We start from the raw sequence: 21515 nt of genomic DNA, 5'->3' as shown, positions 1-21515 counted from the left end.
ATCTGAATCGGCACAACGAAAGATAAAAAAGCCCTGACTTGCTCAGGGCTTTTTTATGGTTCTTCACGGAATTCCGGGAAACACAGAAACAAGAACGCCGATTTGATTGATGATGTTCGTGCGAGCAAACACATCTAAAAAACCGGCGTTCTTATGCACGATATTAATACTTTCCTTCCTTTTTGGGAGGGCTTTTCTGTCGTCACGATCAAGCCTGATGGTGATGCCCTACAGATCGATCTGACGCCCCACACCACCCGATTCCCTTCCTGTGGTGGATGCCAAAAGCCCTGTTCAACCACTCACGAGTATTGCGAGCGAGTCGTTCGTGATTTGCCCATTCTCGGCCGTGCAGTGCGCCTCAGCGTTTTGCTCAGACGTGTTGGCTGTCGTGACTGCGGCAAACGCATGGAGACTGTCAGTTGGCTGGATCGCTATGCCCGTATGACGCGCCGCTTGGCCGATGCGGTGATTCAAGCCTGCGAACGCCTTCCCACGTTACACGTGGCTCAACTGTTTGGGTTGCATTGGGACACCGTTCGGCTGCTAGAGCGTCGCGCCTTGCAAACGGCATTGAGCGATCTGCCGAAGGCGCAACCACGGCGTCTGGTGATGGACGAGTTCGCTCTGTTCAAGGGCCATCGTTACGCCAGTGTGGTGCTGGATGCGGATACACGACGAGTGCTGTGGATCGGCGAAGGCCGCAGCCGTGCGGCGGTCAGGCCGTTCTTCGAAGAGTTGGGACCAGAGGGTTGCGCCCGAATCGAAGCGGTGGCGATGGACATGAACACCGCTTTTGACCTGGAGGTTCGCCGGCACTGCCCCAAAGCGCGCGTGGTCTACGACCTCTTCCATGTGGTGGCCAAATATGGCCGAGAGGTGATTGATCGGGTCCGCGTTGACGAGGCTAATCGACTACGCCACGACAAGCCTGCTCGTAAGGTCATCAAGCAAGCGCGATGGCTACTGCTACGCAATCCACAGAATCTGAAAACGCCGGAACAACAGGTTCACTTGCAGGATTTACTGGCGGCCAACCAAGCGTTGATGACGGTCTACTTGATGAAGGCTGAACTCAAAACGCTCTGGACGCCGAATACCGCTTGGAGCTGGAGATCGGCCTGGAAGCAATGGTTGCGCCATGCTCATGAAAGCGAAATACCGGCACTGATCCAGTTCGCCAAACGGCTAAAGAGTTACTGGCGGGGCATCGTCAGCCGCGTTCGCTGGCCGATGCACACCGGTCAGCTGGAAGGAATAAACAATCGAATAAAGGTCATCAAACGAATGGCGTACGGTTACCGGGATAGCGAATTCTTTTTCATGAAGATCAAGAGCGTCTTTCCCGGTATTCCGTGAAGAACCACAAAAAAGCCCCCGTCACCACTGAGGTGACGGGGGCTTCTGCTGTCGCGCCAGCTTACATCTCGATCTGCGTCCCCAGCTCGATCACCCGGTTCACCGGCAGCTTGAAGAAGCGCAGGTTGCCGTTGGCGTTCTTGAGCATGAAGGCGAACAGCGTCTCGCGCCAGCGCGCCATGCCGACGATCTTGGAGGTGATGACCGTCTCGCGGCTGAGGAAGTAGGTGGTGCGCATCGGGCTGAAGTCCAGCTCGTCCAGGTGGCACAGTTTCAGCGCTTCAGGCACGTCCGGCTCGTCGGTGAAACCGAAGTGCAGGATCACCCGGAAGAAGCCTTCGCCATAGGAATCCACCTCGAAGCGCCGTTGCGTCGGCACCCGTGGGATGTCTTCATAGACCACGGTCAGCAACACCACTTGCTCGTGCAGCACCTGGTTATGCAGCAGGTTGTGCAACAGCGCATGGGGCACGGCGTCGGAGCGTGCAGTGAGGAACACCGCGGTGCCCTGCACCCGATGCGGCGGCTGCACACGGATGCTGTTGATAAAGATCGGCAGCGGCAACGCGCCCTCACCGAGGCGCTCCATCAACAGTTCCTTGCCGCGCTTCCAGGTGGTCATCAGGGCGAACAGCACAATCCCCGCCACTACCGGGAAAGCACCGCCCTGGAAGATTTTCGGCACGTTGGCGGCGAAGAACAGCCCGTCCACCAGCAGGAAGCCCACCAGGATCGGCACCGTCAGCACCGGCGACCACTTCCATAGCAACAGCATCACCGCCGACACCAGGATGCTGGTGATCAGCATGGTCCCGGTCACCGCCACGCCGTAGGCCGAAGCCAGTGCGCCGGAAGACTCGAAGCCCAGCACCAGGAGGATCACACCGACCATCAGCGCCCAGTTCACCGCGCCAATGTAGATCTGCCCCTGCTCCGCGCTGGAAGTGTGCTGGATGTACATGCGCGGGATATAACCCAGCTGGATCGCCTGGCGGGTCAGGGAGAACGCACCGGAGATCACCGCCTGGGAGGCAATCACCGTGGCCAGTGTGGCCAGCACCACCAGCGGGATCAGGGCCCAGCTCGGTGCCAGCAGATAGAACGGGTTACGCGCCGCTTCCGGGTTCTCCAGGAGCAAGGCGCCCTGGCCGAAATAGTTGAGCACCAGCGCCGGCAGCACCAGGGCGAACCAGGCGCGGGCGATCGGCTTGCGACCGAAGTGGCCCATGTCGGCGTACAGCGCTTCGGCACCGGTCAACGCCAGCACCACGGCGCCCAGAATGGCCACGCCCATGCCCGGATGCACGATGAAGAACCGCACACCCCAGACCGGGTTCAGCGCCTGCAGCACTTCCGGATGCTGGGCGATGCCGTAGACCCCCAGCCCACCCAGGGTCACGAACCACAGGACCATCACCGGTCCGAACAGCTTGCCGATGCGATCGGTACCGTGCTTCTGGATCAGAAACAGCGCCACCAGCACGATCAGCGCCATCGGCACGACCCAGTGCTCGAGCCCGTCGAAGGCAATCTCCAGCCCCTCTACCGCCGACAATACGGAAATCGCCGGGGTGATCATGCTGTCGCCGTAGAACAAGGCCGCGCCGATCAGGCCCAGGATGACCAGAACCACCCGCAGCCTCGGATAGGGCGTCGACGCCCGCCGGGCCAGGGCGGTCAAGGCCATGATGCCGCCCTCGCCCTGGTTGTCGGCCCGCAGGATGAACAACACGTATTTGATCGAGACCACCCAGATCAGCGACCAGAAGATCAATGCAAGAATGCCGAACACACCGTCGTGGTTGACCGGAACCCCGTAATGCCCCGCGAATACCTCCTTCAAGGTATAAAGCGGGCTGGTCCCGATGTCGCCATAAACCACCCCGACCGCCGCCACCAGCATCCCCAGGGGCCTGGCCCTGGAATGCTCGCTGCCTACCGCCTGACTACTTGCCTGACCCATCCACCACTCCTACTACCCAGATCGGGGCTTCTTATAAAAGGCATGACATTCAAGACAACGCTAAGCTTGCAAGACTCTCGTGAATGCCCATGCAGCATGCACCCTTTTACTTACAGTTACAGACGTTCTATTGACTATAAGAATTCACCCGGGCGCAACGGCGCGAAGCATAACGCAGCACTCGTCGTATTTCCCTGCATAAAGCTGGTCAAGTGCGCCAGCCGTCGCTAGAATTGCGCACTTTTTGATCAGAGGCGCCCCTAGCGCCCGTTCGTCGCCAGCGGTTTTATCCAGATCGCCGAGCGACCCGACACCTATACCGAGGTTAGACATGTCCACCCCTACCGCGCCAGCCAACCCCAAGGTCGGCTTCGTTTCCCTGGGTTGCCCGAAAGCGCTGGTCGATTCCGAGCGCATCCTCACGCAACTGCGTATGGAAGGTTATGACGTGGTGTCCACCTACCAGGACGCCGACGTCGTGGTGGTCAACACCTGCGGTTTCATCGACTCGGCCAAGGCCGAATCCCTGGAAGTGATCGGCGAAGCCATCAAGGAAAACGGCAAGGTCATCGTCACCGGCTGCATGGGCGTGGAAGAAGGCAATATCCGCGACGTGCACCCGAGCGTGCTGGCCGTGACCGGTCCGCAGCAGTACGAGCAAGTGGTCAGCGCGGTGCACGAAGTGGTGCCGCCGAAACAGGACCACAACCCGCTGATCGACCTGGTACCGCCACAAGGCATCAAGCTGACCCCGCGTCACTATGCGTACCTGAAGATTTCCGAAGGCTGCAACCACAGCTGCAGCTTCTGCATCATCCCGTCGATGCGCGGCAAGCTGGTCAGCCGCCCGGTCGGCGATGTGCTGGACGAGGCCCAGCGCCTGGTCAAATCCGGAGTCAAGGAACTGCTGGTGATTTCCCAGGACACCAGCGCCTACGGCGTCGACGTCAAGTACCGCACCGGTTTCTGGAACGGCGCGCCGGTGAAAACCCGCATGACCGAGCTGTGCGAAGCCCTCAGCACCCTGGGCGTCTGGGTCCGTCTGCACTACGTCTACCCGTACCCGCACGTCGACGAGCTGATCCCGCTGATGGCCGCCGGCAAGATCCTGCCGTACCTGGACATCCCGTTCCAGCACGCCAGCCCGAAAGTGCTCAAGGCCATGAAACGCCCGGCCTTCGAAGACAAGACCCTGGCCCGAATCAAGAACTGGCGCCAGATCTGCCCCGAGCTGATCATCCGCTCGACCTTCATCGTCGGCTTCCCCGGCGAAACCGAAGAAGACTTCCAGTACCTGCTCGACTGGCTGACCGAAGCCCAGCTCGACCGCGTCGGCTGCTTCCAGTACTCGCCGGTGGAAGGTGCGCCGGCCAACGACCTGGACCTGGAAGTGGTCCCGGACGAGGTCAAGCAGGACCGTTGGGAGCGCTTCATGGCGCACCAGCAGGAAATCAGCTCGGCGCGCCTGCAACAGCGCATCGGCAAGGAAATCGAAGTGCTGATCGATGAAGTCGACGAACAGGGCGCCGTGGGCCGCTGCTTCTTCGACGCCCCGGAAATCGACGGCAACGTGTTCATCGACGGTGCCGGCGACCTCAAGCCAGGCGACAAGGTCTGGTGCCGGGTGACCGACGCCGACGAATACGACCTCTGGGCCGAAGTCCTGTAAGGCGTAAAAAACCGCACAGCCCCGCTCTCTTCGCGAGATGCGGGGCTTTTTTACGTCTATCGTTTGCTCAGGACCACGGATGCGTCACCACACAGGAGCAGGCGGCATGCGCCATCATTCGGTCATCCATACCCCGAAACACAGCGACTACCCGGAACTGACCCGGGTCTGGGAAGCCTCGGTGCGCGCCACCCACGACTTCCTGCCGGACAGCTACATCGAACTGCTGAGAAACCTGGTGCTGAACCGCTATCTGGATGCGGTGATGCTGATCTGCACCCGGGACCAGCGCCAGCACATCACCGGCTTCGCCGGGGTCGCCGCCGGCAAGATCGAAATGCTCTTCATCGATCCCGACCATCGTGGCCAGGGCCTGGGCAAGCAATTGCTCAGGTACGCCATCGAACACCTGAACGCCGACGAGCTGGACGTCAACGAGCAGAACCCGCAAGCCCTGGGCTTCTACTTCAAGCAGGGCTTCGAGATCATCGGCCGCTCCGAGCACGACGGCATGGGCCAGCCCTACCCGCTGCTGCACATGCGTCTGAAACAGCCCCAGCAGCAGGCACTGCGCGGCTAAAAGCCACAGCGGGCAAATGGACCCGCGATTAACCGGCGCCGGGCAGGTACAATGCCTGCCCCCTTTTGTTACGGCCCCTGTCATGACTGACCCGATTCGTCTCTCCAAACGCCTCATCGAACTCGTCGGCTGCTCCCGCCGGGAGGCTGAGCTGTTCATCGAGGGCGGCTGGGTCACCGTGGATGGCGAGGTCATCGACGAGCCGCAGTTCAAGGTCGACACCCAGAAAGTCGAGCTCGACCCGCAGGCCAAGGCCACCGCGCCGGAGCCGGTGACCCTGCTGCTGAACGTGCCGGCCGGCCAGGACGTCGACAGCGCCATGCAGTCGCTGGGCGCCGCCAGCCTGTCCGAGGAACACCGCTTCGGCAAACGGCCGCTCAAGGGCCACTTCCTGCGCCTGACCGCCAGCGCCGACCTGCAAGCCAACGCCAGCGGCCTGCTGGTGTTCACCCAGGACTGGAAGATCCTGCGCAAGCTGACCGCCGATGCGGCCAAGATCGAGCAGGAATACGTGGTCGAGGTGGAAGGCGAGATGGTCGCCCACGGCCTCAACCGCCTGAACCACGGCCTGACTTACAAGGGCCGGGAACTGCCGCCGGTCAAGGCCAGCTGGCAGAACGAAAACCGCCTGCGCTTCGCCATGAAGAACCCGCAACCGGGCGTGATCGCCCAGCTCTGCGAAGCGGTAGGCCTGAAGGTGGTTGCCATTCGCCGCATCCGTATCGGTGGGGTTTCCATCGGCAAGGTGCCGGTCGGGCAATGGCGCTACCTGTCCGCCAAAGAGAAATTCTAGGCCGACACCCATTCAGACGCCGCGCTTGCCTGCGGCGCTCAACGTGAACAGACCAGGACTGTAGACATGATTCATAACGATGTACTGCGCAGCGTGCGCTACATGCTCGACATCAGCGACAAGAAGGTCGTCGAGATCATCAAGCTCACCGGCTTTGAAGTGAGCCTGAACGACATCGTCGGCTACCTGAAAAAGGACGAAGAAGAAGGTTTCGTGCATTGCCCGGACGAGGTCATGGCGCACTTCCTCGACGGCCTGGTGATCTTCAAGCGTGGCAAGGACGAAAGCCGTCCGCCGCTGCCGATCGAACTGCCGGTGACCAACAACATCATCCTGAAGAAGCTGCGGGTCGCTTTCGAGCTGAAGGAAGACGACATGCACGCCATCCTCAAGGCCGCCGATTTCCCGGTGTCCAAGCCCGAGCTGAGCGCGCTGTTCCGCAAGTTCGGCCACACCAACTACCGCCCGTGCGGCGACCAGTTGCTGCGCAACTTCCTCAAGGGCCTGACCCTGCGCATTCGCGGCTGATTGCCCCTCGATCCGCGGTGGCCACCCTCGGCCACCGCCATGCATGACCCTTCATTCCTCCGCACAATAATGGCTCCGCTCATCGCGACTGACGACTAGGGTATGCACTGACCCTCAGCCCTCAGGATTCGCCATGCATCCCTACTTTTCCCTGCAAGGCCGTACCGCCCTGGTGACCGGCGGCACCCGCGGCATCGGCAAGATGATCGCCAAGGCCTTTGTCGAGGCCGGCGCCACTGTCTATGTCTGTGCCCGCGATGCCGAGGCCTGCCAGCAGACCGCGACGGAGCTCGGGGCCCTGGGCAGTTGCCATGCCCTGTCCGCCAACCTGGCGAGCGAGGAAGGCATCCAGCAACTCGTCTCCCGCCTCGAAGCCCAGGTCGATCGACTGGATATCCTGGTGAACAACGCCGGCACCACCTGGGGCGCGCCGCTGGAAAGCTACCCGGTCAAGGGCTGGGAAAAGGTCATGCAATTGAACGTGACCTCGGTGTTCAACTGCATCCAGCAATTCCTGCCGCTATTGCGCAAGGCTGGCTCCGCGGCCAATCCGGCGCGCATCATCAATATCGGCTCGGTGGCCGGGATCTCGTCCTTTGGCGAACAGGCGTACGCCTATGGCCCGAGCAAGGCGGCGCTGCACCAGCTGTCGCGGATCCTCGCCCGCGAACTGGTCAGCCAGCACATCAACGTCAACGTGATCGCCCCCGGGCGCTTTCCGAGCAAGATGACCCAGCATATCGGCAACGACGAGCAGGCCCTGGCCGAGGATACGGCGCTGATCCCGATGAAACGCTGGGGCCGCGAGGAGGAAATGGCTGCCCTGGCCATCAGCCTGGCGAGCACCGCCGGGGCCTATATGACCGGGAATATCATTCCGCTGGATGGTGGGTTCAGCCTCTGACTCCACCTGTAGCCGCAGCCTGCGGCAGCGGCTACAGGTCAACGCGGGTTATCATGGCGGCCCCTACCCCGTCTCGACCCCAGACCATGACCTACAGCGTTTCCCCCATCGGCTTCGTACGCTCCTGCTTCAAGGAAAAGTTCGCCATCCCGCGCCAGCCGCAACTGGCCCCGGCGGCCCGTGGCGTGCTGGAGCTGGTGGCGCCCTTCGACCAGGGCGACGCGGTGCAGGGCCTGGAACAGGTCAGCCACATCTGGCTGCTGTTCCTGTTTCACCAGGCGCTGGAAGACAAACCGCGGCTCAAGGTCCGCCCGCCGCGCCTGGGCGGCAACAAGTCCATGGGCGTATTCGCCACCCGCGCCACTCACCGCCCCAACGGCATCGGCCAGTCGGTGGTCAAGCTGGACAAAGTCGAGGCCAATCGCCTGTGGATCTCCGGCATCGACCTGCTGGACGGCACGCCGATTCTCGATATCAAGCCCTACGTGCCCTATGCCGACATCATCGACAGCGCGAGCAATAGCATCGCCAGCGCGGCACCGGAGCTGATCCCGGTGCAATGGAGCGACAATGCCCTGCAACAGGCCCATACGCACGCTCAACGCCTGCAGGAGCCGCTGGTGGAGCTGATCGAACAATGCCTGGCCCAGGACCCGCGCCCGGCCTACCAGACACCCACTCCAGAGCGTGAATACGGCGCGCAATTCTGGGACCTGGACGTGCGCTGGCACTATCCGCAGCCGGGCCTGATCCAGGTCCTGGAAGTGGTTCCAGCGCGCTGACAGCCGGCCGGAAACGAAAAAGCCCGCGCTGCCTTCTCAGGCAACGCGGGCTTTTTCTGTGCTGCGAGTCGCTTACTTCTCGACGAAGGCGCGCTCGATCAGGTAGTCACCCGGCTCGCGCATGCGTGGCGAAACGGTCAGGCCGAAGCTGTTGAGCACTTCGCTGGTCTCCTCGAGCATGCTCGGGCTGCCACACAGCATGGCGCGGTCGTCCTGCGGGTTGATCGGCGGCAGACCGATGTCGCTGAACAGCTTGCCGCTGCGCATCAGGTCGGTCAGGCGGCCTTCGTTCTCGAACGGCTCGCGGGTCACGGTCGGGTAGTAGATCAGTTTTTCACGCAGCGCTTCGCCGAAGAACTCGTTCTGTGGCAGGTGCTCGGTGATGAACTCGCGGTAGGCGACTTCGTTGACGTAACGCACGCCGTGGCACAGGATCACTTTCTCGAAACGCTCGTAGGTTTCCGGATCCTGGATGACGCTCATGAACGGCGCCAGGCCGGTGCCGGTGCTGAGCAGGTACAGGTGTTTGCCAGGCTTCAAGTCGTCCAGTACCAGGGTACCGGTAGGCTTCTTGCTGATGATGATCTCGTCGCCTTCCTTCAAATGCTGCAGCTGGGAAGTCAGCGGACCATCGGGAACCTTGATGCTGAAGAACTCGAGATGCTCTTCCCAGTTCGGGCTGGCAATCGAGTAAGCGCGCATAAGCGGGCGGCCGTTGGGTTGTTGCAGGCCGATCATCACGAACTGACCGTTCTCGAAGCGCAGGCCCGGATCGCGGGTGCACTTGAAGCTGAACAGAGTGTCGTTCCAGTGGTGAACACTGAGGACACGCTCGTGGTTCATGTTGCTCATGTACGGGGGACTCCTGGAAAGTTGTCAGCGCACGCTCTGACAGGCGAGCCGAGCGCAATTGCACAGCATTCTAATGGCGGCGACAATATCTGTTAACTGGATTATTAAGATAAGGGTTATCGGTTATATCGATATGCGATTCACTCTCCGTCAACTGCAAGTATTCGTCGCCGTCGCCCAGCAAGAGAGCGTTTCTCGTGCTGCCGGCCTGCTGGCCCTTTCCCAATCCGCGGCGAGCACTTCGATCACCGAGCTCGAACGGCAATCCAGTTGCCAGTTGTTCGATCGCGCCGGCAAACGCCTGAGCCTCAACGCCCTGGGCAAACAGCTGCTGCCCCAGGCGGTGGCGTTGCTGGACCAGGCCAAGGAAATCGAAGACCTGCTCAACGGCAAATCCGGCTTCGGCTCGTTGTCGGTGGGCGCGACCCTGACCATCGGCAACTACCTGGCGACCCTGTTGATCGGCAGCTTCATGCAAGTCCACCCCGAGAGCCAGGTCAAACTCCATGTGCAGAACACTGCGCATATCGTGCAACAGGTCGCCCACTACGAAATTGATCTGGGTCTAATCGAGGGCGACTGCAGCCACCCGGACATCGAAGTGCAAACCTGGGTCGAGGATGAGCTGGTGGTGTTCTGCGCGCCACAACACCCCTTGGCCAAACGCGGCCATGCGAGCATGGAGGAGCTGACCCACGAGGCCTGGATTCTGCGCGAACAGGGCTCGGGCACGCGCCTGACCTTCGACCAGGCCATGCGTCATCACCGCAGCGCGCTGAATATCCGGCTCGAACTGGAACACACCGAAGCAATCAAGCGCGCAGTGGAGTCAGGGTTGGGGATTGGCTGCATTTCCAGACTGGCGCTGCGCGACGCCTTTCGCCGCGGCAGCCTGGTCCCGGTAGAGACGCCGGACCTGGACCTGGCCCGGCAGTTCTACTTCATCTGGCACAAACAGAAGTACCAGACCTCGGCGATGCGCGAGTTCCTCGAGCTCTGCCGCTCCTTTACCGCCGGAGTGCAGCGCAGCGACGAGATCGTGCTGCCGAGCATTCCCTAGATCAGGATCACGGCCCAGACCACAGTGATCATGCTCAAGGCCACGAGTTGCGCGGCGCTGCCCATGTCCTTGGCATTTTTCGACAGTGGATGGCGATCCAGGGAGATGCGGTCGATCGCCGCCTCGACCGCCGAATTGAGCAATTCGACAATCAATGCCAACAGGCAGACCGCGATCAGCAACGCCCGCTCGACCCGGCTGACATTCAGCAGGAAAGACACGGGGATCAGAATCGCGTTGAGCAGCACCAACTGACGAAACGCAGCTTCGCCGGTGAAGGCGGCCCGCAGGCCATCGAGGGAGTATCCCGAGGCATTGAGGATGCGTTTAAGACCGGTTTGACCTTTGAAAGGCGACATAAATTAGGCAACTAGAACAATAAGGAATGGGAAAGCTAGTTCAACCAAAGTCAAAAAAGCGTGAAGAAATAGCCGGTTACTGGCTGGAAATTGACTCAAGTTGTTGCAGGAGCAGTGCCGCCTGAGTGCGGGTACGCACCCCCAGCTTACGGAAGATCGCCGTCACGTGGGCCTTGATGGTCGCTTCCGAAACGCTCAGTTCATAAGCGATCTGCTTGTTCAGCAAACCTTCGCAGACCATGGTCAGCACGCGGAACTGTTGTGGCGTCAGGCTCGCCAGGCCTTCGCTGGCCGCCTTGGCCTCAGCGGAGACGCTGACCTGTTCGAAGGCCTGCGGCGGCCACCAGACATCGCCGTCGAGCACACTGCGCACGGCCTGTTGAATGACTTCGAGAGAACTGGACTTGGGAATAAAACCACTGGCGCCAAATTCACGTGAACGCACCATCACGGATGCTTCTTCCTGTGCCGACACCATCACCACCGGAATCTGCGGGTACTGACCGCGCAACAGCACCAGGCCGGAAAAACCGTAAGCACCAGGCATGTTCAGGTCCAGCAGCACCAGGTCCCAATCAGCCTTTTCGGTCAGGCGGGCTTCCAGTTCGGCAATGCTCGCCACTTCCACCAGACGGACATCCGGGCCGAGGCCCAGGGTCACCGCTTGGTGCAGTGCGCTACGAAAGAGGGGGTGGTCATCGGCAATCAGGATTTCGTATGTGGCCATTTTTCAAATGATCCTGTTTTTTATGGGAGAACCGATGCATTCGGTCCTCGCCAAGGCAACACAGGTGTCAGCCAGAATGCTGCACCCAAAGAGCACGATCAACGCCAAGAGCCCGAAAATGCGGCGTTTCAAGGATCGGTCGCGCCCTAATCGGCGCCAAGCATGCCCAGCGAAGCCGGGGTGGTCAAGCTTCGGGCCGTGCAGCATCTTAGCTTGCTAACTAATAAGAGTGCCATCACGCAAAGCCCGCGCCCTGCGCGACTGTGCCTCGATGCTGAGCGCGATACTGGTGGCACAACTCTGGCCGGAAAAACTCCAACCCCTGCCTCAGGCTTTACAGAAAAGGCTTGAGGCGCGTGTGCGTCTCGTCATCAGGGTCGATCTCAAGCTGGAACTTGGCCGACAGGTAATGGGTGCTGAACACATCCAGGTAAGCATCCAGCACTTCGCCGGCCTGCCGGTCGGCGGCCAGTTCCAGGCACAGCGCCGCAACCTCCGCGGTGCAGAAATGGTCATCGCGCTTGGAGCGCCGCAGCTTGTAGCGCGACAACTGTTCCGGCTCCAGGCTCAATACCGGCAAGTGCTCTAGATAGGGGCTCTTGCGAAACATCTTGCGCGCTTCGCTCCAGGTCGCATCCAGCAGGATAAACAGCGGGCGCTTGCCCGCCTCCAGGCGGACTTCGCTCACCACCCGCTCTGGCGCGACGAACTCTCCGGGGAACACCACATAAGGCTGCCACTGGGGATCGGCCAGCAAGGCCAGCAATTGTGGGTCGACTTCCGTCCGTGACCAGGGGAACGCCATGGTGTCTTCTATGACATCGGCGATCAGCCAGCCGGTATTGCTTGGCTTCATGGGTTCGACGTCGTGCATGATCAGGCACATCGCCGACTGCGCGGAAACCTTGGGGCGCCAGGCGCACATGCAGTGGCTGGGAATCACCCGACAGCCCGCACAGCGTTCCGCCCGGGAACCACGGGCAGTAAAAGGCCTGACCGCACGCGCAAGACGTTGGGCACGCAGGCGGGAAACGGCGTGACTCATTAGAAGCCGCCCTGACAGAAAGAAGGAATCGACACGAAAGGAACTCGGAAAGCTGAAAATTCGCACAAGTTTATCAGAGCTCTCTGCTCAAACCTGTACCGCCTACCCTCGCTCCCCTATAATTCGCCGCCACTGAACGCACAGTCGCGTGACTGGTCGAAGCATCAGTCACTGAACCAGGAGAGTTTCATGTTGCGCTTTATCGTTCCCACCGCCGCCCTTCTGCTGGCCTTGCCGTTCAGTGCTCAGGCTGCATCGCTGCAAGACTTCGAACTGAACAAGACCCTGCAGAAAACCGCCGAGGAAAGTAACGTCGGCACCCCTCGGGAAGTCAACGAGAACATCCTCGACCAGGGTTATACCGTCGAAGGCAAGGAACTGATCAACCACCTCAGCGTCCAGGCCGAACACGCTGAAAAAATGCGCGCCAACCCCAAGGCGGTCTACCTGCAACTGGGCGCCAGCGTTTGTCGTGACCCGAACTACCGCAAGCTGATGGCCAAGGGCGCAATCATGCGCTACGAATTCACCGAAAACCGCACCAACCGCCCGGTCGCTTCGGCGCGCTTCCAGGAGTCGGACTGCCCGGCCCCGGCGAAGAAGAAAAAGTAATTCAGTGCCCTGCTGCGCGCCGCTGTTGATCATCGGCCCGCAGCTCCGCCAACAGGGCCTGCAAGTAGCTCGAACGGCGCTCCCCACCTTCAAGCCGGAGTCGGCATTCCTCTTCAAGAGTCAGATGATTGGCGTCTGCCGCTGACTTCAGCAGTTGATACAGCTGCGCATCTATATCCAGCACGACTTTGTGCATGACCAGCCTCCGTGCCCCCACTCGCCATTACCTGCGCGACAACCCCGTCCCGTGCATCCTGCCCTTTGACGCCAAGCTGTCTTGCTGGCGCTGTAACTTAGTAAATCAGAGCCCCCACTGGTTGGTACTCGTTCAGACAAGCGGTGAAAACACTGCGCGCCTGCGGCAATAAGTGATTGCCAGCCCCGACTTTCAAGGGCCATGATCAAGTCAGCGCGAATCATCATGAAGGTCTAGATTTCAAAGTGTTCATGCTGAATTTTCCTGGGTAGATCCGGAGGCTGCCCAAGCGCGTCTTGCAGTGCACATGCTTTCTAAATCAAGGAATAGCAGAACCTGTATGGATGGCCCGCTGGCCACGACAGGGTTTTTCCACCCTGGCGAATCAGCCGCCAAAGCCGGGCTGACAGCGACACATGCAGTGTCGGGATGCCAACGAATGCTTCGTTCGTGTCAAAGGTTCTGTGCAGAAGGAGAAGTTGAATGCCTTACGAACCGAATGACCTCCTCAGTCGTCATTTTCAGAGCAACGGTATCGATCTCAGCAAGGTCGAAGAACAACTCAACCTGATCGCCCCCAACAGCCCCAACATCCCTCTTTATCGCGACATGATTCTCACCGTCCTGCGCATGGCCCAGGACGACCTCAATCGCTGGAACGCGAAAATCACCCTGCAGGCCCTGCGCGAACTGGAACATGCTTTCCGCGTACTGGAACAGTTCAAGGGGCGACGCAAGGTGACGGTATTCGGCTCCGCGCGTACACCGATCGAACACCCGCTGTATGGCCTGGCGCGAGAACTGGGCGCAGCCCTGGCCCGCTCCGACCTGATGGTCATCACCGGTGCCGGCGGCGGCATCATGGCGGCGGCCCACGAAGGTGCCGGTCGCGATCACAGCCTGGGGTTCAATATCACCCTGCCCTTCGAGCAGCATGCGAACCCGACGGTGGACGGTACAGAGAACCTGCTGTCCTTCCACTTCTTCTTTACCCGCAAGCTGTTCTTCGTCAAGGAAGCCGATGCCCTGGTGTTATGCCCGGGTGGCTTTGGCACGCTCGATGAGGCGCTGGAAGTACTGACCCTGATCCAGACCGGCAAGAGCCCGCTGGTACCGGTAGTGCTGCTGGATGTCCCGGGAGGAACCTTCTGGCAAGGGGCGCTGGACTTTATCCACAACCAGCTCGAGAACAACCGCTACATCCTGCCAACCGACATGAAGCTGATGCGCCTGGCGCATAACACCGAGGAGGCGGTGGAGGAAATCAACCAGTTCTACAGCAACTTCCACTCCAGTCGCTGGCTGAAACATCAGTTTGTCATTCGCATGAATCACAAGCTCAGCGAACCGGCGCTCGAGCAGATGCAGACGGCTTTCGCCGACCTGTGCCTGAGCGATCGCTTCCATCAACATGCTTACAACGTGGAAGAACACAACGAACCGGAGTTCAGCCATCTGGCACGCCTGTCGTTCACCTTCAACGCCCGCGACAATGGTCGCTTGCGCGAGCTGATCGACTTCATCAACCTGCCGGAAAACTGGGCGGTAAATCAGGCCAGGACGTCACAACGCAGCAGAGAACCGATCAAGGTCACTTGAGCGCAAATGCAGCGGCCTGCGCATTCAATTCGCGGGCCCTACAGGTCAGTCGTCCACCCTTCGGCCGCTCAACAAGCGGCCGATCATGTCCATCGAATATCCCCGATAGCCCAGAAAGCGGCCTTGTTTGGCACGCTCCTTGGCATCTATCGGGAAATGCCCGGCAAACTTGCGCTGCCAGACCTCTTCCAGTTGCGCCTGCCAGTCAATACCGCTCTCACGCAGGGCGAGTTCGATATCGGCACGCTGCAAACCGCGCTGGCTGAGTTCTTCGCGAATACGCATGGGGCCGTAGCCGGAACGGGCACGATAGGAAACGAAACTTTCGAGGTAGCGGGATTCGGATAACAGCCCCTCTTCCGTCAAACGGTCGAGGGCTGTTTCGATCATCTCGGGAGAGGCGCCGCGCTGACGCAGTTTACGCGTCAGCTCGACTCGACCGTGCTCGCGTCGCGCGAGCAGGTCCATTGCGGTTCGCCGCACCGCGACGAGGGTATCGAGTACGGCGGTCATCGGATCGATCAGATATCCGCGTCAGCCATGTCATCGATGGTCTCGTTGACCGGCGAAGCTTTGACATCAGCGGTTGGAGCCAGCAGCTTGTCGCGAATCTGCTTCTCGAGGGCATTGCCGATTTCCGGATTGTCCTGCAGGAACTTGGCCGAGTTGGCCTTGCCCTGACCGATCTTGTTGCCCTGGTAGCTGTACCAGGCACCGGACTTCTCGAGGAAACCGTGCAGCACGCCCAGATCGATGATCTCGCCGTTCAGGTAGATACCCTTGCCGTACAGGATCTGGAATTCAGCCTGACGGAACGGTGGAGCCACCTTGTTCTTGACGATCTTGACCCGGGTTTCGCTACCGACGACTTCGTCGCCTTCCTTCACCGCGCCAGTACGACGGATGTCCAGACGAACCGAGGCGTAGAACTTCAGCGCGTTACCGCCGGTGGTGGTTTCCGGGCTGCCGAACATCACGCCGATTTTCATACGGATCTGGTTGATGAAGATCACCAGACAGTTGGCGTTCTTGATGTTACCGGTGATCTTGCGCAGCGCCTGGGACATCAGGCGGGCCTGCAGGCCCACGTGCATGTCGCCCATCTCGCCTTCGATCTCGGCCTTGGGCACCAGTGCCGCCACGGAGTCGATCACGATCACGTCGATGGCATTGGAGCGCACCAGCATGTCGGTGATTTCCAGCGCCTGTTCGCCGGTGTCCGGCTGGGAAACCAGCAGGTCGTCAACGTTGACCCCCAGTTTGCCGGCGTATTCCGGGTCCAGTGCGTGCTCGGCGTCGACGAAGGCGCAGGTGGCGCCCATCTTCTGTGCCTGGGCAATCACGGACAGGGTCAGGGTGGTTTTACCGGACGATTCCGGACCGTAGATTTCAACAATACGGCCTTTTGGCAGGCCGCCGATGCCGAGCGCGATGTCCAGACCCAGAGAGCCAGTGGAAATGGCCGGGATCGCCTGGCGATCGTGATCGCCCATACGCATTACGGCACCCTTGCCGAATTGACGTTCGATCTGACCCAGGGCCGCAGCCAAGGCTTTCTTCTTGTTGTCGTCCATTAAAGTCCTCACGTAATCAATAAGGCCTGACGGCCAACACCTGTATAAGTAGCCAGTATTATTCCACAGCGTTCGTGGATCGCCTACCCCTGTTTTGAGATTTCTGCCGCGGCATGTTGCAGCAAGCCCTCTAGCGCGGCCTTCACCGTTTGTCGGCGGACTTCGTCCCGATTCCCGGCAAAGTGTCGGCACTCGGCCGTTACTGCCTCTCCGACGCCCCAGGCCAGCCATACGGTGCCCACCGGCTTCTGCGGCGAGCCGCCATCCGGGCCGGCCACGCCGCTGACCGCCACGGCAAAACGCGCCCTGCTTTTGCCCTGCGCGCCCCGCACCATCGCCTCGACCACTTCGCGGCTGACCGCGCCGACGGAAGCGAACAGCGCTTCCGGCACCCCCAACTGCTGGGTCTTCTGCCGATTGGAGTAGGTCACATAACCCGCCTCGAACCAGGCCGAACTCCCGGGAATGCGGGTGATGGCCTCGGCAATCCCGCCACCGGTGCAGGACTCGGCGGTGGTGACGTGGGTATTCAGAACCTGCAAGCGTCGGCCAAGTTCAGCGGCAAGCTGGGTGATTTCGTTCACGGTCCTCTCCTGATCGGGCTGGCGGAGGTCTTACCGTACACGAGCGATGCGCGCTTGCAAGGCACGCAGCGGATCAAAATGTTTAGCGGCCCAGCGCCCTGACGTAGGCCTGGCACGCCTGCAGGGCGATCAGTCCCCGGTCGCCGGCATCGGTGATGCCGACAATTCGTTGAGCATGCGCCGGGTCAAGTCGGGCTCGCGGGGCTCCATGAACCAGGCCGCCGGCGGCGGCGGTGGCAGGCACTGTACAGCCGGCGGCGCTGTCGTGGGCGTCGAGGAGGACTGACAGGCGCAGATCAGCAGTGGCAAGACGGTCGCGCAGGCGACCTTGATCACGTTGTGCATCGCTCAAGGCTCGGTAATGGGTTTGGTCGCTGGCTTGCAGCTGTTGCTCCAGGGCCAGGCGTTTGTCCTGCTCGTCCCGCTGCCGGGCAGCGGCCGCCAGGTTCAGCTGATTCAGCGCTTCACCGTACAGCCTGGCCTGCTCCGCCAGTTGCCGGCCAAAGCGCCAATCCTGGACCTGCCAGGCCAGCGTCCCGGCCACGCCGGCCACCACGGCCAGCAGCACGACGACAGCCATTGCCCGGTAAGACAGAGGCATCAGGCCGAAGGCTGGCATAACACCTCCCGCGCCCGCGCCCAGAGCTGCAGACGATCTTCCAGCCCGTTCAAGCCGCCGTTGATCCGCCGGGTGATGCTGTTGAACTGGTCGCGGTCGGCCAGCTCGTTAAGGCCGTTCTGCTGCCAGAACCAGGCGGCCGACTCGGCGGCCCATTGCGGCTGCTCCAGCAGTTCGGGCAACGCCAGCAAACGCTCGTCACCGAACAGTCCGAGGCTGCATTGCCGGTAGTTGCTACGACCGGTGACCTGGATCAGGCCACGACCCCGGTATCTCTGGCCGTCGCCATCGGCCTCCGGGGTATTGCCCAGACGGGCCGCCAGGCTGCCGGTGTCGTATTTGCTCAAGTACTGGTCATTGCCCAGCTCCCGCACATAACGCAACTGCCCCGACTCATGACCGACCTGCGCGAGAAAGGCGGCCATGCGTTTGGGCGTATTGATATAGCGGTGCACCATGGCGGCGTTAAGCGCAGAAATAAAAACGCCCGCTTGGGAGCGGGCGTTGGGCATGATCTGGCGCAAAGCGGGTTCAGTAATCAGCATGAATGAAAGTCCTCCAACGCAAACCTCTGCAAGCTGGCCTCACTCACCAGGAGCCTCGGGCCACTCGACAACCGTTGGAAACCCCTCTTGCTCTTGCAGTCGCGACAGCAGCACCCGGTACTTTTTCCAGGCACTCAGAGAGACCTTCTTGTTGGCCAAGGCTGCGATTTCCTTATCCGTGGCAATTTCAAGTTCCACGGAGTCCTGCAGGATATTCAAGTCAGCCTGCAACTTCTCGATCACGGAATTGGCGACAGCCGTCAGCTCGGCGCGTTGTAACAGCACATTGCTCTTAATCATATCCACCCCCGGCTCGGCGATATCACCAAATTCCAAAGCCACCGCACGATCAAACAAGTCCCGACCATGAGACTCCGGGTCATTTGGAGAGGCGGTAAATATAATTTCGCCAAGAGAGTCCTTGGTATCTTCAAATGTCACATACAGGTTAAGCGTTGTATGCGCCACGTCATTCCAGCAAGGTGTATGAGCACTTAGTACTTTCATCATCTCAAGAAACCCTCAAGCATAGAGTTGTAGAGTCGGAACTGGCGCCGTCTGTATTTCTGACCCCACCCATAATTCGCCAGGTGCCAGCAGGTGCGCCGCCCCAGTCATTGCCATCCGCAGCGGCGTACCTGCAATTCACACCCGCCACAAGGGAGCTGGGCCCGGTGCCGCCACCGCCGCCAACAAGCAAGAGCGCATAGGAGCCAACCGCGCCTGTGCCAGCCGTGGCCTGCGCAGCTACCGCCTTCCAGTTACCGATATGGTCAGTCCAGATAGCCCCAAGATCGGTAGCATCGACTTGCGCCTTGAGACCCGAGCCGTCGGACCAGCCCAGCATTACCATATTAGAAGTCTGACCATTCCCCCCACCCTGGCGTACGGGGGTGTAGCCGAGCTTAAGTTGAAGAGCATAAACACCATTATCGGAAGCCCTTCTGAAGTAGGGAGTGTTCGGGTCATTACTTGCAAAACCGGCATAGGTAATCCCATCCCTTAGAACACGCTCACCTAAAAAGGAATTAACCTGAGTCGAGGTATATGCGTCGGTAATGCCATACCCCCCCAAAGTAGTCGCAGCCCTGGCCAGCCCCACATATTCGTTATTATTCTTATTGCGCATATAAGGAGCTGCCGAGTTGCCGCTGGCAAAACCGGCAATAGAGCAAGCATCGGAACTGATTTTGGCATCCAACAGAGTATTGGTCGCCGTTTTGCTGTAAGCGTCAGTAATCGCATAACCGTCCAGGGTGGTCGGGTTCGATCCCGATGTGACCTGGCCGCGTGCATTGACCACTACTTTCCGATACTCCCCGGCAGCCACACCGGTGGCACCCGCCATCAGTTCGAAAACCAGGGGCGTGGCACCGATGGTAATCGGTCCTGGGGTGGTCATTTGCCACATACGCGACTTGTTAACCTGCCCTTCATCCGTCCCGACAATAAAGTTAGAGGTCACCTGATAATCCAGCGCTGCATCCGGTGCTCGTGACCAGGAATTGGCCGAAACGATATAAAGCCCGTTCTGCGCTGCATTAGCCTGGTCCTTGACCAGCACACGATCGGCGACCGTGAGCTGCACGCCATCGATGGCTTGCAGACCGCTCAAGGCAACGGAGCCCGTGGTGGCGACACGCACGGAGTCCTTGAAATCCCGGGCAGCGAAACTCTGTATCGCCTGCAGCAACTGAGTGGTCGATGCCTCGTCGGGGACCAGACCGGCCGACTTGATGACGTTCAGGATTTCCTGGGTAACCGCATTGCCCCAGGTAGCGGGAATCAATGATCCCGGGGTACCTGCCACCGGGTTTTCGTCGACAAACTTCCCATTCAGCAACCCGACACCGGGCACGCTCTTTGGATAATCCATTGCTCTATTCTCTAGTCATAATTGATGTTCGCCAGCCCATGGGCCGGAGCACTGTGTTGAATAAGGTGTTGCGGAGCGCTGCCAGTGCCTGTCACGAAGCACTGGGGCCGAAACGCCGACCCAGCGACAACCATCCGCCGGCGTTGAGGGGTCAAGTGAATTGCGCCTTCCAGGTACCGAAATGATCGAGCGCCCCATGCAAGACGCATGGAGCCCGATAACAGAAGCGCTCAGATAACCTAGGCTGCGGGCAACTTCGACGAAGTACGCCGCGCGCTGATCGCTATGGCGAGCAGGCGCCACGACAATGAAACTCACCGAACCGCTGGCCGCTGAGCGGCCTTGAACGGCTGCTTGAAACGCAACACGGCAATCCAGTTCAGTCGCTGACAACCTTGCGAATCGCCTCGATCGCTGCCTCGCAGACGTCTTTCGCAGCCTCCTGCTTACCCTTGCCGGCCTGAGCCCGGATGCGCTCTTTTGCCTGCAATCGCAGCGTGCGAAGTGCGAGCAGCTTGCCGCTGAGCTCGGCCGCCTTGTCGAGAATCTGGTCGGCTGCTGCCTTGGCGGTACGGCCTTTCACTACCCAGGCGCTTACCGCGAGGGGCACCGCCTTTTTGGGGTACCCGGCCTCCTTGAAAGCCTGAGCGTCGCTGGCGACCTGGGCATACTCCATGGCACGCAGCGGGTCGCCGCCGAGCATCTGCCGGGCGGTGTCAGCCTCTGCGTCCACTCGCAGGCAAAGTTGCTCCGCCTCCTGTTCGGCGATGGTCGCGGCCTTCAGGGAGTCCAGCGACCACTGGCTACCGTCCCAGTAGTGAGCGGCGGAGGGTGGAGGGACATCGACCCGAGTCAGTTCGCCATCCAGCACGAAATGCAGCGCATCTTTCTGCTTCCATTGTTCGGCAGTGACCAGCAGCACCTTCATGGCCGGAGCGGGGGCGGCATAGGCAAACTGATCAAGGTCCTGCCAATCAATGACCGTCCCCGATGTCACGCAATAAAGAATTTGTTTGCTCATATTTTCACCACTCGATCAGCATGAAACCGGGCACACCATTGCCACCTGGCTGGGCAAGACCGGCACCCGCGATGTAATAGCCACCCGCTCCGCTGCCGCCAGCGCCATAACCGTAGGCGATCTTTCCCGCCACCCCGGAAGTTGTGCCGGACCTGGAGATGCCCCCTCCCGCACCATAAAGACTACCGGCCCCGGGGCCGCCAATGCCGGCAACAGTGTTGGGTGAAACATCCGTGGCATCACCTCCCGCAGGAAAACCCGACCCGCC

At 60.5% G+C, this 21515-nt stretch carries 24 protein-coding genes and 1 pseudogene; 10 read left to right on the top strand and 15 right to left on the bottom strand.

Features of this window, described 5'->3' with window-relative positions; translation table 11 throughout:
* The first annotated feature begins 153 nt into the window (after positions 1-153).
* The gene (locus DK261_RS07360; protein WP_009047489.1) at positions 154-1359 is read left to right on the top strand and encodes an ISL3 family transposase; all 1206 of its coding nucleotides are present in this window, start codon (positions 154-156) and stop codon (positions 1357-1359) included.
* A 61-nt stretch (positions 1360-1420) separates the two neighbouring features.
* On the opposite strand, the gene DK261_RS07355 is transcribed toward DK261_RS07360, so the two are convergent.
* A complete protein-coding gene (locus DK261_RS07355; protein ID WP_371920935.1) occupies positions 1421-3262 on the bottom strand; it encodes a potassium transporter Kup in 1842 nt (613 codons plus the stop codon).
* 391 nt (positions 3263-3653) lie between these two features.
* Between DK261_RS07355 and rimO the strand changes: the two genes are divergently transcribed.
* The 6 genes from rimO to tsaA all read left to right on the top strand — a co-directional run bounded on the left by rimO (position 3654) and on the right by tsaA (position 8578).
* Positions 3654-4991 carry a 30S ribosomal protein S12 methylthiotransferase RimO gene (rimO, locus tag DK261_RS07345; protein ID WP_016702026.1) on the top strand — a complete coding sequence of 446 codons (1338 nt, stop codon included), beginning with the start codon at positions 3654-3656 and terminating at the stop codon, positions 4989-4991.
* 106 nt (positions 4992-5097) lie between these two features.
* On the top strand, positions 5098-5571 hold the full coding sequence (locus DK261_RS07340) for a GNAT family N-acetyltransferase (RefSeq protein WP_009047338.1): 474 nt from the start codon (positions 5098-5100) through the stop codon (positions 5569-5571).
* 82 nt (positions 5572-5653) lie between these two features.
* Positions 5654-6364 (top strand): rRNA pseudouridine synthase, encoded by a 711-nt coding sequence (locus tag DK261_RS07335; protein WP_009047337.1) that lies wholly within the window; start codon positions 5654-5656, stop codon positions 6362-6364.
* Between the two features lie 66 nt (positions 6365-6430).
* Positions 6431-6892 (top strand): DUF1456 family protein, encoded by a 462-nt coding sequence (locus tag DK261_RS07330; RefSeq protein WP_009047336.1) that lies wholly within the window; start codon positions 6431-6433, stop codon positions 6890-6892.
* Between the two features lie 133 nt (positions 6893-7025).
* A complete protein-coding gene (locus DK261_RS07325; RefSeq protein ID WP_110175496.1) occupies positions 7026-7796 on the top strand; it encodes an SDR family oxidoreductase in 771 nt (256 codons plus the stop codon).
* Positions 7797-7882: 86 nt separating this feature from the next.
* On the top strand, positions 7883-8578 hold the full coding sequence (gene tsaA, locus DK261_RS07320) for a tRNA (N6-threonylcarbamoyladenosine(37)-N6)-methyltransferase TrmO (protein ID WP_028681824.1): 696 nt from the start codon (positions 7883-7885) through the stop codon (positions 8576-8578).
* A 72-nt stretch (positions 8579-8650) separates the two neighbouring features.
* Here tsaA and fpr read toward each other — a convergent pair whose 3' ends face one another.
* On the bottom strand, positions 8651-9430 hold the full coding sequence (gene fpr, locus DK261_RS07315) for a ferredoxin-NADP reductase (RefSeq protein ID WP_009047333.1): 780 nt from the start codon (positions 9428-9430) through the stop codon (positions 8651-8653).
* Between the two features lie 133 nt (positions 9431-9563).
* Here fpr and DK261_RS07310 point away from each other — a divergent pair, with 133 nt between their 5' ends.
* Positions 9564-10490, top strand: coding sequence for a LysR family transcriptional regulator (locus DK261_RS07310; protein WP_009047332.1), 927 nt, complete (start codon positions 9564-9566; stop codon positions 10488-10490).
* On the opposite strand, the gene DK261_RS07305 is transcribed toward DK261_RS07310, so the two are convergent.
* The 3 genes from DK261_RS07305 to DK261_RS07295 all read right to left on the bottom strand — a co-directional run bounded on the left by DK261_RS07305 (position 10487) and on the right by DK261_RS07295 (position 12621).
* Positions 10487-10849 (bottom strand): diacylglycerol kinase, encoded by a 363-nt coding sequence (locus tag DK261_RS07305; RefSeq protein ID WP_009047331.1) that lies wholly within the window; start codon positions 10847-10849, stop codon positions 10487-10489. The two genes, DK261_RS07310 and DK261_RS07305, sit on opposite strands and share 4 nt — an antisense overlap.
* 76 nt (positions 10850-10925) lie before the next feature.
* Complete coding sequence (gene erdR, locus DK261_RS07300) at positions 10926-11576, bottom strand: response regulator transcription factor ErdR (protein WP_009047330.1); 651 nt, start codon at positions 11574-11576, stop codon at positions 10926-10928.
* Positions 11577-11910: 334 nt separating this feature from the next.
* Positions 11911-12621 carry a tRNA-uridine aminocarboxypropyltransferase gene (locus tag DK261_RS07295; RefSeq protein ID WP_016702022.1) on the bottom strand — a complete coding sequence of 237 codons (711 nt, stop codon included), beginning with the start codon at positions 12619-12621 and terminating at the stop codon, positions 11911-11913.
* A 189-nt stretch (positions 12622-12810) separates the two neighbouring features.
* Here DK261_RS07295 and DK261_RS07290 point away from each other — a divergent pair, with 189 nt between their 5' ends.
* Entirely contained in the window at positions 12811-13233 is a 423-nt protein-coding gene (locus DK261_RS07290; protein ID WP_007923938.1) for a PA3611 family quorum-sensing-regulated virulence factor, read from the top strand.
* Between the two features lies 1 nt (position 13234).
* On the opposite strand, the gene DK261_RS07285 is transcribed toward DK261_RS07290, so the two are convergent.
* Entirely contained in the window at positions 13235-13429 is a 195-nt protein-coding gene (locus tag DK261_RS07285) for a hypothetical protein (RefSeq protein ID WP_103331123.1), read from the bottom strand.
* Between the two features lie 483 nt (positions 13430-13912).
* Here DK261_RS07285 and DK261_RS07280 point away from each other — a divergent pair, with 483 nt between their 5' ends.
* Positions 13913-15028, top strand: a complete 1116-nt coding sequence (locus tag DK261_RS07280; protein ID WP_016702021.1) for a TIGR00730 family Rossman fold protein — start codon at positions 13913-13915, stop codon at positions 15026-15028.
* A gap of 45 nt (positions 15029-15073) precedes the next feature.
* Here DK261_RS07280 and recX read toward each other — a convergent pair whose 3' ends face one another.
* The 9 genes and pseudogenes from recX to DK261_RS33335 form a co-directional block, all read right to left on the bottom strand.
* Positions 15074-15541, bottom strand: a complete 468-nt coding sequence (gene recX / locus DK261_RS07275) for a recombination regulator RecX (protein WP_016702020.1) — start codon at positions 15539-15541, stop codon at positions 15074-15076.
* An 8-nt stretch (positions 15542-15549) separates the two neighbouring features.
* Entirely contained in the window at positions 15550-16602 is a 1053-nt protein-coding gene (gene recA, locus DK261_RS07270) for a recombinase RecA (RefSeq protein WP_007923942.1), read from the bottom strand.
* An 83-nt stretch (positions 16603-16685) separates the two neighbouring features.
* Positions 16686-17186 (bottom strand): CinA family protein, encoded by a 501-nt coding sequence (locus DK261_RS07265; RefSeq protein ID WP_028681826.1) that lies wholly within the window; start codon positions 17184-17186, stop codon positions 16686-16688.
* 82 nt (positions 17187-17268) lie between these two features.
* The gene (locus DK261_RS07260) at positions 17269-17805 is read right to left on the bottom strand and encodes a lysis system i-spanin subunit Rz (protein WP_110175495.1); all 537 of its coding nucleotides are present in this window, start codon (positions 17803-17805) and stop codon (positions 17269-17271) included.
* Positions 17787-18350, bottom strand: a complete 564-nt coding sequence (locus tag DK261_RS07255; protein ID WP_110175494.1) for a glycoside hydrolase family 19 protein — start codon at positions 18348-18350, stop codon at positions 17787-17789. The genes DK261_RS07260 and DK261_RS07255 overlap by 19 nt, the downstream gene beginning before the upstream one ends.
* A 39-nt stretch (positions 18351-18389) precedes the next feature.
* On the bottom strand, positions 18390-18860 hold the full coding sequence (locus DK261_RS07250) for a tail fiber assembly protein (RefSeq protein ID WP_273864582.1): 471 nt from the start codon (positions 18858-18860) through the stop codon (positions 18390-18392).
* Between the two features lies 1 nt (position 18861).
* A complete protein-coding gene (locus DK261_RS07245) occupies positions 18862-20226 on the bottom strand; it encodes a hypothetical protein (protein ID WP_016702015.1) in 1365 nt (454 codons plus the stop codon).
* Positions 20227-20605: 379 nt separating this feature from the next.
* Positions 20606-21247: a hypothetical protein gene (locus DK261_RS07240; RefSeq protein ID WP_016702014.1), complete on the bottom strand. Its 642-nt coding sequence runs from the start codon at positions 21245-21247 to the stop codon at positions 20606-20608.
* Positions 21248-21251: 4 nt separating this feature from the next.
* Positions 21252-21515, bottom strand: a pseudogene (locus tag DK261_RS33335) (hypothetical protein); the annotation flags it as partial.

It is taken from the genome of Pseudomonas sp. RW409 (genome assembly GCF_003184125.1).
Classification (GTDB): Bacteria; Pseudomonadota; Gammaproteobacteria; order Pseudomonadales; family Pseudomonadaceae; genus Aquipseudomonas; species Aquipseudomonas chlororaphis_I.
Note: the sequence above shows the minus strand (reverse complement) of the source record. Positions and strands in the feature narration are given on the sequence as shown.